The sequence below is a fragment of the Psychrobacter fozii genome (assembly GCF_003217155.1).
Lineage (GTDB): Bacteria > Pseudomonadota > Gammaproteobacteria > Pseudomonadales > Moraxellaceae > Psychrobacter > Psychrobacter fozii.
Genome location: NZ_QJSU01000004.1, coordinates 114,877 through 126,969 on the forward strand (window position 1 = coordinate 114,877; position 12,093 = coordinate 126,969).

11 protein-coding genes are annotated in these 12,093 nt (G+C 43.8%); 4 read left to right on the top strand and 7 right to left on the bottom strand.

Annotated elements, in window-relative coordinates:
* Positions 1–30: 30 nt before the first annotated feature.
* The 5 genes from DFP82_RS06595 to ispF all read right to left on the bottom strand — a co-directional run bounded on the left by DFP82_RS06595 (position 31) and on the right by ispF (position 5,165).
* On the bottom strand, positions 31–990 hold the full coding sequence (locus DFP82_RS06595) for an AEC family transporter (RefSeq protein ID WP_110922943.1): 960 nt from the start codon (positions 988–990) through the stop codon (positions 31–33).
* Positions 991–1,248: 258 nt separating this feature from the next.
* On the bottom strand, positions 1,249–3,144 hold the full coding sequence (gene mnmG / locus DFP82_RS06600; RefSeq protein WP_110922944.1) for a tRNA uridine-5-carboxymethylaminomethyl(34) synthesis enzyme MnmG: 1,896 nt from the start codon (positions 3,142–3,144) through the stop codon (positions 1,249–1,251).
* Positions 3,145–3,383: 239 nt separating this feature from the next.
* Complete coding sequence (locus DFP82_RS06605) at positions 3,384–3,914, bottom strand: hypothetical protein (RefSeq protein WP_110922945.1); 531 nt, start codon at positions 3,912–3,914, stop codon at positions 3,384–3,386.
* Positions 3,915–4,190: 276 nt separating this feature from the next.
* Entirely contained in the window at positions 4,191–4,541 is a 351-nt protein-coding gene (grxD, locus tag DFP82_RS06610; RefSeq protein WP_110922946.1) for a Grx4 family monothiol glutaredoxin, read from the bottom strand.
* Between the two features lie 123 nt (positions 4,542–4,664).
* Positions 4,665–5,165 carry a 2-C-methyl-D-erythritol 2,4-cyclodiphosphate synthase gene (gene ispF / locus DFP82_RS06615; RefSeq protein ID WP_110922947.1) on the bottom strand — a complete coding sequence of 167 codons (501 nt, stop codon included), beginning with the start codon at positions 5,163–5,165 and terminating at the stop codon, positions 4,665–4,667.
* Positions 5,166–5,439: 274 nt separating this feature from the next.
* Between ispF and mnmA the strand changes: the two genes are divergently transcribed.
* The 3 genes from mnmA (at position 5,440) to DFP82_RS06630 (ending at position 8,873) form a co-directional block, all read left to right on the top strand.
* Positions 5,440–6,666 carry a tRNA 2-thiouridine(34) synthase MnmA gene (mnmA, locus tag DFP82_RS06620; protein ID WP_110922948.1) on the top strand — a complete coding sequence of 409 codons (1,227 nt, stop codon included), beginning with the start codon at positions 5,440–5,442 and terminating at the stop codon, positions 6,664–6,666.
* Positions 6,667–6,778: 112 nt separating this feature from the next.
* The gene (gene purB / locus DFP82_RS06625) at positions 6,779–8,182 is read left to right on the top strand and encodes an adenylosuccinate lyase (protein ID WP_110922949.1); all 1,404 of its coding nucleotides are present in this window, start codon (positions 6,779–6,781) and stop codon (positions 8,180–8,182) included.
* Between the two features lie 43 nt (positions 8,183–8,225).
* On the top strand, positions 8,226–8,873 hold the full coding sequence (locus DFP82_RS06630; RefSeq protein ID WP_110922950.1) for a DUF2238 domain-containing protein: 648 nt from the start codon (positions 8,226–8,228) through the stop codon (positions 8,871–8,873).
* A 25-nt stretch (positions 8,874–8,898) separates the two neighbouring features.
* Here the strand turns inward: DFP82_RS06630 and DFP82_RS06635 are convergent, their stop codons facing one another.
* Positions 8,899–9,084 carry an NF038104 family lipoprotein gene (locus tag DFP82_RS06635; protein ID WP_110922951.1) on the bottom strand — a complete coding sequence of 62 codons (186 nt, stop codon included), beginning with the start codon at positions 9,082–9,084 and terminating at the stop codon, positions 8,899–8,901.
* A gap of 143 nt (positions 9,085–9,227) precedes the next feature.
* On the opposite strand from DFP82_RS06635, the gene DFP82_RS06640 reads away from it, so the two are divergent.
* Positions 9,228–10,400, top strand: a complete 1,173-nt coding sequence (locus DFP82_RS06640; RefSeq protein WP_110922952.1) for a cupin domain-containing protein — start codon at positions 9,228–9,230, stop codon at positions 10,398–10,400.
* Positions 10,401–10,640: 240 nt separating this feature from the next.
* On the opposite strand, the gene guaD is transcribed toward DFP82_RS06640, so the two are convergent.
* Positions 10,641–12,083, bottom strand: a complete 1,443-nt coding sequence (gene guaD / locus DFP82_RS06645; protein ID WP_110922953.1) for a guanine deaminase — start codon at positions 12,081–12,083, stop codon at positions 10,641–10,643.
* Positions 12,084–12,093 lie beyond the last annotated feature (10 nt).

Genomic DNA, 12,093 nt, shown 5'->3' on the forward strand with positions numbered 1-12,093 from the left:
GTGTGTCATCTTATAGCCCCAAAACAGAGCTTACATCATACCCAATCCGCGTAAAGTTGCCGCGCCAATTGCCATGCCAAACATACCGACGACGGTGGTAAACGCTAGAATATTGGCCGCGAGTATGTCATTACCGCCCATCGCTTTTGCCATCACGTAACTGGCTGCGGCGGTTGGGGACGCCACCATCAAAAACAGCACACCCATGTGTACGCTAGATAGACCAAATGCCAAGCCAATGGCGATAGCAACAATTGGCGCAATGACGATACGTCCTATACTGGCCTGCATAGACAGCCCTGACGGATGCAACATGGACTTCATGTCGATGCTCGCACCTGCGCAAATAAGTGCTAATGGCAAGGCTACTGCTGCCAATAAGTCACCGGTAGTATGAATGACGCCAGTGATAGGCGGCAATGGCAGCGCTTTATAAACAAAAGCACTGACCAATGCTAGAATTAGTGGATTGGTCAGTAGTTTTTTGACAATCATAATGCTGCGACTGGACCATGTATCATCCACACTTTTAGACACACGGCTGAGGGTAATCACGGCTAAGATGTTAAATAATATCGTGACGACTCCCATGTAGACGGCCCCGATACTTAAACCTCGCTCTCCATAGGCGTTGGCAACCGTAGCCAACCCTATAATCGCCATATTACTACGGAACACACCTTGCACAAATACGCCTTGGTCAGCAGGTTTGCTCACAAAATACTTGGCGTAGATTTCCGCTCCGACAAACAAGAGGAACGTCACTAAGATACCGGCGATAATCAGTGTGATTTGCTTGGCATAATCGACATCACTGTCGACCACACTGAAAAATAGCAGGCAAGGCAAGCAGTAATTAAAGACAAAACTAGAGGCTTGATCGATAAACGTCTTACTCGCTTCGCCACGTCTTTGCATAAAAAAACCCAACCACATTAAGGCAAGGTTGGGTAAGACGATAGTAATAGCAAATACAATAGCATCAATCATAAATAGGCTCAGTTCGATGACAAGCCCATCATAATATGGACATCAGCGAGATAAATTAACAAGTAATGAGAAAGTTTCTGACCTAGTATAGAGACAAAGTAGCAAGTAAGACAAGGTCACATGCTCCTTTCTTTCAAAACCAACTATAATTCTAACAAACAAAAGCCCGTAACGATGTCTCGGTACGGGCTTTTGCTTATTGTAAGTACTTTGTTATGAAAGGCTTTGTTAGGCTGTCATCAAAAATTAATACGACTATTATGAATCTAGCGCAGCCTTCGCTTTTTTCTGTTTTTTGACTGTCATGGCTAGCAGCTGAATGGCGGCAGGTGTAACCCCACTCACTCGTCCGGCTTGGGCTAAAGTCGAAGGACGGACTTGCGTGAGTTTTTGCACAATCTCGTTTGATAGACCTGACACCACACTATAATCAAAGTCCATCGGTAATGCGGTATTCTCTAGACGTTTCATCTGATCGATGTCTTCTTGCTGGCGATCGATATAGCCTGCATATTTGACAGAAATCTCTATCTGCTCGCCTACTTGCGTATCGACCTGCGAATCAGTAATAGCGGCGATGTCAGCAAAGTGAATCTGCGGACGTTTGAGCAAATCAAAGGCTGTCGCTTCTTTGCTAAGCACCTCTCCTGTTTGCTCTGTCACTTTTTTGCCTAGCGCATTTGCAGGGGTTGCCCACATGTCTTTTAGGCGTGAAGTCTCTGTCGTAATCGCTTCCATTTTTTCTTGATAAGCCTGCCAGCGCACATCATCAACCAAGCCAAGCTTGCGACCCGTTTCAGTCAAGCGTTGATCCGCATTGTCTTCACGCAACAGCAAGCGATATTCTGCGCGGCTCGTAAACATACGATAAGGCTCAGTCGTACCATGGGTAATCAAATCGTCAACCAACACGCCAAGATACGCTTCATCACGGCGCGGTGTCCACACGTCAAATTCACTATTATTAGTGGTCACGAGTGCCGCGTTTGTACCTGCCAACAAACCCTGTACGCCCGCTTCTTCATAGCCCGTCGTACCATTGATCTGACCAGCAAAGTACAGACGATCGATAGACTTGGTTTCTAGCGTTGGTTTTAGGTTTTGCGGATCAAAGTAATCATACTCAATCGCATAACCTGGACGGGTAATATGCGCGTTTTCTAACCCTTTCATACTATGAATAAAGTCTAACTGCACATCAAATGGCAAACTGGTTGAGATACCGTTTGGATATAGCTCATGCGTCGTCAGACCTTCTGGCTCGATAAATATCTGATGGCTATCTTTATCCGCAAAGCGATGAATCTTGTCTTCGATAGATGGGCAATAACGTGGACCCACGCCTTCGATTTTGCCAGAGAACATCGGCGAACGATCTAAATTCTCACGGATGATGTCATGGGTACGCGCATTGGTATGCGTGATATAGCAATTGACCTGCTCTGGATGCATAGAGACGTCACCCATATAGCTCATGACTGGCAACGGTGTGTCACCCGGCTGTACGGTCATCACACTAAAGTCGACGCTACGCGCATCAATACGCGCTGGTGTACCTGTCTTTAGACGACCGACTGGCAGCTTAAGCTCACGCAAACGATCGGCCAACTTGATAGACGGCTGATCCCCTGCACGCCCACCTTTGGAATTCTCTAAACCGATATGAATCACACCACCCAAGAAAGTCCCTGAAGTCAGTACCACTGTTTCAGTCTTAAATATAATACCAGTAGAGGTAACCACTGCCGTTGCGCGGCCATTCTCGACCAAGATATCATCAGCGGCTTGCTGAAATAAATCAAGGTTTGGCTGGTTTTCTAGCGTATGACGGATAGAGGCTTTATAAAGAATACGATCCGCTTGCGCACGTGTGGCACGAACGGCAGCCCCTTTACGGCTGTTCAATACACGGAACTGGATACCAGCTTTGTCCGTTGCTAGCGCCATCGCACCACCTAATGCATCAATCTCACGCACCAGATGTGATTTACCGATACCACCAATCGCAGGGTTACAGCTCATCTGCCCGAGTGTCTCAATGTTATGCGTCAACAGCAAGGTCTGCGCGCCCATACGTGCGGCCGCCAGAGCAGCTTCTGTGCCAGCATGACCGCCACCGATTACTATCACGTCGTAATGTTTTGGGTATTGCATATATGCCTCACTTGACTCATAACGCTACCGATTGCCCTATTCTATTATCAAACAATGTGATTATAGAACAGTATAGCAATCAGCAAATAAACGTCAGTCGAATTTAAAAAAGTTAACGACTCAGATAAGTCGTTGGTAATTGGTTAGATAACCCATCATTATAACAATTTTTTGATGCTTAAAAAACGTCATAGCAAAAACTATTCACATTAAGTGTTAAGCATCATCGAACTTAATAACTAATTGCCCGGGCTCAGCGGTACGATCTGATCGAATTGACCACTAGACAGCATATGATGGCTACCATAGCCTTCTGGATTGATCTGCAGATACGCATTCATCTGACCAATCGCATCGCCGTCATCACTGGCTAAAATCTGCTCTTTAATCAGTTCAACAGGCGGTAACAGTAAGTTTTTAAGCAATGCCAAGCGCTGTTGGTTATCACCTTTATTAGCCACCAACTCAATCAGTTGGCGCGCGTCAATTGGTAGATCTGGTGTGTTTTGTGCCAGTAATGCCAAATGATAAGCACCTGCCGTATCTTGATCGGCAACAATGCGCTGTTCAATAGCAATATACGTCGCTTCTGTCGCGCCGCCTGCCACACTAAGCTGATGGATACACTTCAGTGCTGAGTTTGACTCACTACTGGCAATCTCGATAATGCGCGTGGATTCATTTTTTAAATGCTCGCGGCGTTTCTCTATTGCTGCTTGCTCAGCAGATACCCGTTCGGCCAATTGTTGTTCTGTTGGTTGATTACTCATAATATTCTCTCACTATTTATGTTTTTATAATATTTGCTGTTGAGCCATATATGGGGTCAAGACTGACAAAAACAATAAAAGCCCGAGCGACCAATTAAGGACTGACTCGAGCTTTTATTGTTAAAACTTACCAGCTTGATATAGTCGATTCAATTTAAAAGTAGTACAAGGCAACCAAGTGTAGATGTATATATGATACTTCAAGCGAGGTTAACGCTGTCATACTTTTATAGTGGAATGGCTATAATAAAAAAGCTTAGATAAGTGTTTTTAGCATTAAGCAGCTGGGCTGTTTGCTTCAACCAATGGCTTTAGCTCACCTGATTGATACATCTGCAAGATGATGTCTGATCCACCCATCAACTCACCGTCAATCCATAATTGTGGGAACGTTGGCCAGTTCGCCACTTTTGGTAAAGTCGCACGAATTTCTGGGTTTTCTAAAATGTTTACAAAAGCAAATGGGCGACCGATCTGAGTAAGAACTTCAATCGATTTAGCAGAAAAGCCACATTGTGGAAACTGCGGTGTGCCTTTCATATAAATAATAACTTTATTGTCACGGATTTGATCACGGATCAATTGTTCAACGTCGTTTGCAGCAGTGTTTGGGGTTTGCTCAGTCATAAAAGCTCCTATTGATAAAGCGGTTCATTGAAAACAGTAATTAATATTACAAAATAATTGAGTAAAGAGACGGCTGATACATGGGGCAATCAACACGATATTACAAGTATGATTATATATCGGTTAAACATCAACTCTATGAGGCACTAATAATACCACGGCATTGGCCATGATGCCCTCTTGACGACCTGTAAACCCTAACTTTTCAGTCGTGGTAGCTTTCACACTGATATTGCTAATATCCGTTTGCAAATCACTGGCGATATTATCACGCATTGCCTGACTGTGCGGCGCCAGCTTTGGACGTTCGCACATCACAGTAATATCAGCATTGCCTAACCGATACCCTGCTTCTTGTACTTTGCCATAGACATAGCGCAGCAAGACTCGCGAATCTAAACCTGCATGTGCCGCATCGGTATCAGGAAAGTGCTGACCGATATCGCCAAGCGCCAATGCACCAAGCAGCGCGTCAGCCAATGCATGTAACACCACATCACCGTCAGAATGTGCAAGCAAACTGTGAGTATGCTCAATGGGCACGCCTGCTAATATGACATATTGCTGCTGCTGACCATTATTATGGAAAGCATGAACATCGATACCTTGTCCAATTTTTATCATTAGTATTCCAAATAAAATAAAGGCGATTAAAATAATTTAAAACTACTATCTGAATTTTCAAAGCAGTTTTACGAGCAGTAAGATGCCATAGGTCGCCACCAGTTTCAATTAACTGGTATAATATGACGCTTATTTTATCATAATACCAAATCTGAAAGATGAGATGACAGTGTCAATGTGGTCAACTTACTAAATCTATTAACTTTAGTAAGCAGCACTAGCTTATATGGTCATATCAAATTTTGAATTAAGGTATAAATAGTTGAGCCGTCTTATGTCAGCCATCCCAAATACATCAAGCATACCCGTTTCTGATTCTTTCAGCGCCCAGCGTACTTTGACGCTTGCCGATATTGATAATCCTAGCACCAAGCATGTGATTGTCGGTATGTCAGGTGGTGTTGATTCTTCTGTATCTGCCGTCCTACTCCAGCAAGCAGGGTTTAAAGTAGAAGGCCTGTTTATGAAGAACTGGGAAGAAGATGACGGTACGGAATACTGTACGGCGATGGATGATTTGGCAGACGCGCAAGCCGTGTGTGACAAAATTGGTATGAAGCTGCACACGGCCAACTTTGCCATGGAATACTGGGATCGTGTTTTTGAGCACTTTTTAGCGGAATATAAAGCAGGACGCACCCCAAACCCTGATATTTTATGCAACAAAGAAATCAAATTTAAGGCATTCTTAGACTATGCCTTGACCCTGGGTGCTGACTACATCGCTACTGGTCACTATACACGGCGCAGTGTAAATTATACCAATGCTGACGGCGATGAGGTTGCTCAGCTCTTACGTGGTCTGGATAATAACAAAGATCAGAGCTACTTCTTACATGCTGTCGGTGGCGACAAAATTGCCAAGACATTGTTCCCAGTCGGTGAGCTCGAAAAACCTGTCGTGCGCCAGATTGCAGAAGAGCATGATTTAGCAACGGCTAAAAAGAAAGATTCTACTGGTATCTGCTTCATCGGTGAGCGCCGTTTTAAAGACTTTTTACAACAGTACTTGCCTGCCCAAAAAGGTGATATCGTGACCGACGATGGACATACCATCGGCACTCATGATGGCTTGATGTATTACACCTTAGGTCAACGTGGCGGTATTGGTATTGGCGGTGTGAAAGATCGTCCTGAAGAGCCTTGGTTTGTATTGGCAAAAGACCTAGACAAAAACCGTTTGATCGTCGGTCAAGGACACGAACATCCAATGATGCTCAGTAATGAGCTGACGGCTTATAAAATGGATTGGGTCGACGGCCTGCCACCTGCAGAAGTATTTACGACAGAAGGTTTACTCTGTATGGCAAAGTCTCGCTATCGTCAGCCAGATCAAGCGTGTCGTGTATTTGCGACAAGTGCTGACGGAAACGATGTCCGTGTGGTGTTTGACGAGCCACAACGTGCCGTCACTCCGGGTCAGTCAGCCGTATTTTATATCAACGAAGTGTGTCTAGGCGGCGGCGTGATTGCCTCAATTGATGCGCCATGCGGCTTCTAAAAGAATTATAGTGTTACTTTCGAGAACCGCGACACCATTATTAGATTATTTTTACTATTGTACTTAAAACGATTTATTTCACTACAATCACTGACTAAGCTAAAGGATATCTATGACCACCTCTTTTTCTGCCTTGACAGCCCTTTCTCCAATCGACGGTCGCTATGCGTCTAAAGCCGACAGTTTACGTCCTTATTTATCTGAATTCGGTCTGATAAAAGCTCGCGTCACCGTTGAGATTCGCTGGTTACAGTCATTGGCTGATAATAGCGCTATCGGCGAATTGGCAGCATTTGATGAAGCAACGAATGCTTTTTTAAATGCTATCGTTGATGATTTTAGTGAAGCCGATGCCCAAGCTATCAAAGACATAGAAGCCACGACCAATCACGATGTAAAAGCAGTTGAATACTTCATCAAAAACAAATTCCGTGGTCAGGACGCACTCATTGATTCGCTAGAGTTCATTCACTTTGCTTGTACCAGTGAAGACATCAACAACTTGTCATATGCCTTGATGCTCAAAGACAGCCGCGAGATTGTGGTTGCCAAAATGCAGCAAGTGACTGATAGCATCGTTGATTTGGCCATTACTCATGCCGAGCAACCTATGTTGTCGCGTACACATGGCCAGACAGCCAGCCCAACGACCCTTGGTAAAGAAATGGCAAACGTGGCCTATCGCCTAGCCCGCCAAATCAAACAAATCGGTCAAGTTGAGCTATTGGGTAAAATCAATGGCGCGGTTGGTAACTATAACGCTCATTTTTCAGCCTATCCTGATGTAGACTGGCAATCACATGCCGAAACCTTCATCGGTGAGCGTCTTGAGCTAACCTTTAACCCTTACACCACTCAGATTGAGCCGCATGATTATATCGCTGAGCTATTTGATGCCGTCAAACGCTTCAATACTATCTTGATCGATTTTAACCGTGATATTTGGCAATATATCAGCTTAGGCTATTTCAAACAGCGTCTAAAAGACGGCGAAGTGGGTTCTTCTACCATGCCACATAAAGTCAATCCGATTGACTTTGAAAATTCAGAAGGCAACTTGGGCGTTGCAAATGCGATGTTGGCACATTTGGGCGAAAAACTGCCTATCTCACGTATGCAGCGTGATTTGTCAGATTCAACCGTATTGCGTAATATCGGTGTTGGTCTGGCACAAAGCATGATCGCTTTTGACGCTTGCTTAAAAGGTGTGGGTAAACTTGAATTGAATGCGCAGCGTTTGAATGATGACTTAAACAATGCACAAGAAGTATTAGCTGAGCCGATTCAAACCGTGATGCGTCGCTACCGTGTGGAGAACCCATATGAGAAGCTTAAAGCATTGACCCGTGGTAACGCCATGACTCGCGAAGCCATGCTAACGTTTGTTGAAAGTGATGAATTGTCTGCCGTGAGCGACGCTGATAAAGCACGCCTACGTGACATGACACCGGCCACTTATATTGGTAATGCCGCGGAGCAAGCCCTTACCATTAAAGATTGGATTGCCAAGCTTTAATAATTGGCTGCTATTAATAGCTAGCAAAAAATAAGCGGGCAAAATGCAGCGACATTTTAAATCTGTGGTTGTCAGTACCATTGCGGTATTCATCGTAATGGTGCTGGCAAGTATTGAGCCTCTAGAATGGTCAAGCTACCTACTACATCAGTTGGGTACCTTGATTTTTTTAGGGTTTATGCTGCTAGCCTATCGTTATTGGCATATTAGCTCACGCTCCTATATTCTCGCTTCAATATTTCTATTCATTCATATTATCGGTGCACGTTATCTATACTCATATGTGCCCTATGATGATTGGACACAGCTCATATTTGGCGCCAGCTTAAACGATTTTTTTGGTTGGCAGCGGAATATGTATGACAGGCTCGTACATTTTAGCTATGGGCTTTTGCTGTTCTATGCGATGGTTGAGAGCTCAAAATTTATCTTTAAGATATCATCCATCAAACTTTTGATAGCGATTGCACTCATGATTAATATGTCGTCAAGTTTGCTCTATGAGCTATTAGAATGGGGAATTGCAACCACCTTATCGCCAGAAGCAGCAGAAGCTTATAATGGTCAGCAAGGTGATGTTTGGGATGCCCACAAAGACATGGCATTAGCACTACTCGGTGGGCTAATTGCTGCGGTGATTACTCTATTTCAAATTCGTTACGATAGGGCTATGATCAACATGATCAAGTAGCCGAAAATAACAGCCGAATAATAAACTAATCATCTTTTTTGTCGTCATCACTATCGCCCGGTATGATGGCTTTACCCACTGCGACCGTACCTTTTACCACGCCTTTAGTAGTTTTATAAGCAATCTTAGCAGGGACAGTCACAAGCTTATGTATACAGCCTTGCAATAAGAACACACTGGCGATAATGACAATAAAATGTAACTTTTTCATAAATTTCCTACGATTAATGAGAGGCTCCGATAGCAAGTATTATACTCGCTATTAGATAGGTGATAATCATAAACTATTAAACCCCTCCTATAAAGCAATCCTCATTATTAATCTTATACCTACCCAAAGACACGGATTTACTCATGACCTCTACACCTCTATGCTTGCCAGCCTCTATCACTGCTGAACAGTTCCTAGCAGAATACTGGCAAAAAAAACCGCTCCTTATTAAGCAAGGCTTACCACAACTCATCGGCATGTTTGAACCTGATGACATGCTAGGCCTAGCACTAGAAGAAGAAGCCTCAGCACGCCTACTGATCCAGTCTGCTACCAAGACCGAAGGCCAAGCACAGTGGCAACTCAAAAAAAGCCCGCTGACTGAAGCTGATTTTGATAACTTGCCTGAGCAATGGACAGCGCTCGTACAGAATCTAGAGCAATGGTCACCTGAGCTTGGTCAACTGTGGCAAGCTTTTGACTTTATACCTCAGTGGCAGCGCGATGACATTATGGTCTCATATGCGCCAAAAGGCGGCTCAGTGGGCAAACACTATGATGATTATGATGTATTTTTGGCACAAGGTTACGGTCATCGCCGTTGGCAGCTAGGCAAATTCTGTGATAAAAGCACAGAGTTCGTCGCCGATGAGCCAATCAGGCTTTTTGACGATATGGGCGAGATTATATTTGATGAGATATTAGAAGCTGGCGATGTACTGTACGTACCACCTAAATTATCGCACTTTGGCGTTGCACAAGATGACTGTTTGACGTTTTCTTTTGGCTGCCGTCGCCCAAACTTGATGCAAATCATCGATAATATGGCTGATATCGCAACCAACGACAGCGATTTGTTTATACCGATGCTACTGCCACAAGCGCTACAAGCATCAGGTGAGCTACAAGCTGACAGTATCCAAGCGATCAAAAACCAGCTATTGCAGATGCTACAGTCTGATCGTGGTGACGACATGATTCGCCAAGCAGTGTCTGAAGTGGTTAGCAAGCGTCAATATGATGCCCTCGTACCAGAAGAAACTTTGGATACAGATGAGCTGATGCAAGCTTTGGCTGAAGGCGCAACACTGCAAGCAGACTATAACAACCGCTTGATCTACAGCCACACTGCTGATGGCATCCTACTATATGCGAACGGTCAACGTATTGATGGTCTAGATGATGTGTCAACGACGGTGTTGATACGCTTAGCCAGTGGCGAGCATTTAACAAGTCAAGATATCGCGGATATTGATCCAGATGAATTGAGTGAATGGTTAGAAAACGGCTGGGTTTGGATTAACTATCCTGAATAATGTGCTAATGCTGGTATTTAACTAAAGCTTAAACAGCATTCATAACAGAATCCGCTCAGTGCCTATTTACAAAGTAACTTTAGTAAAATAGACACTGGGTGCCATTAAAATAAAGGCTATTAAAATAAGAGCCATTCAAATAAAATCCATTCGAATACAGGTATTTAAATGCTGTCGTTTGAAGCGCTATACTTTGTTAAACAAACCATATTTTTATTACTCATTCTACAAACACTTATCCTATAAAACCGTAGATCTTTTATAGCGACTCACGCCAGCGATAACGGTCTGCTCAATCACTCTATCATCGCCTAGCATCATCAATACAAACAACTGCTCTTCAAGTGACTTAGTCTGTGTCATGCGCCTCTCAAGTAATTCCGTACCGTCCATATTTATCACGACAAAATCAGCTTCTTTGTTCGGCATGAAATTACCAATCTTATCATCCAACAATAGCGACTGCGCATTGCCCAATGTAATCTGATACAACCCTTGATGGGCTGATAGTGATTTTTTCTGTAATTGCTGAACCTTATAAGCCTCTGATAAAGTCGTCAGCATCGATAAGCTAGTACCCGCCCCCACATCAGTCGCAATACTCACGCCGGTATAACTCAAGGTTTTGGACAAATCGAATAGACCACTACCCAAAAATAAATTGGAGGTTGGACAGTGCGCTATTTGAGTGCCTGTATCACGTAACACTTCGTACTCTGGGGTTTCAAGGTAAATACCATGTGCCAGTGTGGTTCGTCTGCCCAGTAAGCCCATATCATGATAAACATCCAAATAGCCTTTATGATTGGGATAAAGCTCACGTACAAAAGCCACTTCATCAAGGTTTTCGGCCAGATGTGTTTGCAGATAAACACTATCATAACTACGGTATAGCTCACCTGTCATTTGTAATTGTTTTGGCGTCGATGTAATCGCAAACCTTGGGGTAATGGCCACATGCTGACGTCCACGCTCATGCCATTTATCGATGATATTTTGTGTATCTCGGATACCTTGCTCAGTGGGCACACACAGATTCTCAGGCGCATTTTGATCCATCAGTACATTACCAGTAATCATGCGTGTGTTCAGTCGAATACTTTCACTAAAGAAAGCCTCTACCGATTGCGGATGACTGGTCGAAAACACCAATGCACTCGTCGTACCGTTGGCCAATAACTGGTTTAAAAAGAATTGGGCAGTATCATGGGCAATTTTTGGATTACCAAAATTCGCCTCGGTGACAAAAGTATAATTATTGAGCCAATCGAGTAACTGCTCTCCAAAAGCAGCAATCATATCTATCTGCGGGTAATGCACATGAGTATCGATAAAACCTGGCATGATGAGATTGTGCTTACAATTATAAATCTGTACTAGTGCTTTGTTTTTATGCTCGCTGTTGTTGCCATACTGCGACATCATTGATGCACAATGTCCGTAATCCACGACTAGACCTGTCGCATCATCGACTACGAGTGCACCGTCTGCAATATACTCAGGATAAACGTTCACGCCTGCGATGACAGGTAATAGTGAGGTACTGCTATCCAGCTCTATGGTATTTAGATACTGGGCATTGTCTGAATCTTTTGCCGCAGCCTCCAATTCTTTTGATCGGATAGCAATATCATTTTCGGTAAGGTAATGCAGTAATTGGGCTTGATAAATATGTATGGCCATAAAAAATCTC

Bases quoted from the DNA above. Each gene is read 5' to 3' on its own strand.
- DFP82_RS06640 (WP_110922952.1), top strand. From the start codon at position 9,228: ATGACCTCTACACCTCTATGCTTGCCAGCCTCTATCACTGCTGAACAG.
- DFP82_RS06635 (WP_110922951.1), bottom strand. From the start codon at position 9,084: ATGAAAAAGTTACATTTTATTGTCATTATCGCCAGTGTGTTCTTATTG.
- DFP82_RS06605 (WP_110922945.1), bottom strand. From the start codon at position 3,914: ATGAGTAATCAACCAACAGAACAACAATTGGCCGAACGGGTATCTGCT.
- mnmA (WP_110922948.1), top strand. From the start codon at position 5,440: ATGTCAGCCATCCCAAATACATCAAGCATACCCGTTTCTGATTCTTTC.
- DFP82_RS06595 (WP_110922943.1), bottom strand. From the start codon at position 990: ATGATTGATGCTATTGTATTTGCTATTACTATCGTCTTACCCAACCTT.
- grxD (WP_110922946.1), bottom strand. From the start codon at position 4,541: ATGACTGAGCAAACCCCAAACACTGCTGCAAACGACGTTGAACAATTG.
- mnmG (WP_110922944.1), bottom strand. From the start codon at position 3,144: ATGCAATACCCAAAACATTACGACGTGATAGTAATCGGTGGCGGTCAT.
- DFP82_RS06630 (WP_110922950.1), top strand. From the start codon at position 8,226: ATGCAGCGACATTTTAAATCTGTGGTTGTCAGTACCATTGCGGTATTC.
- ispF (WP_110922947.1), bottom strand. From the start codon at position 5,165: ATGATAAAAATTGGACAAGGTATCGATGTTCATGCTTTCCATAATAAT.
- guaD (WP_110922953.1), bottom strand. From the start codon at position 12,083: ATGGCCATACATATTTATCAAGCCCAATTACTGCATTACCTTACCGAA.
- purB (WP_110922949.1), top strand. From the start codon at position 6,779: ATGACCACCTCTTTTTCTGCCTTGACAGCCCTTTCTCCAATCGACGGT.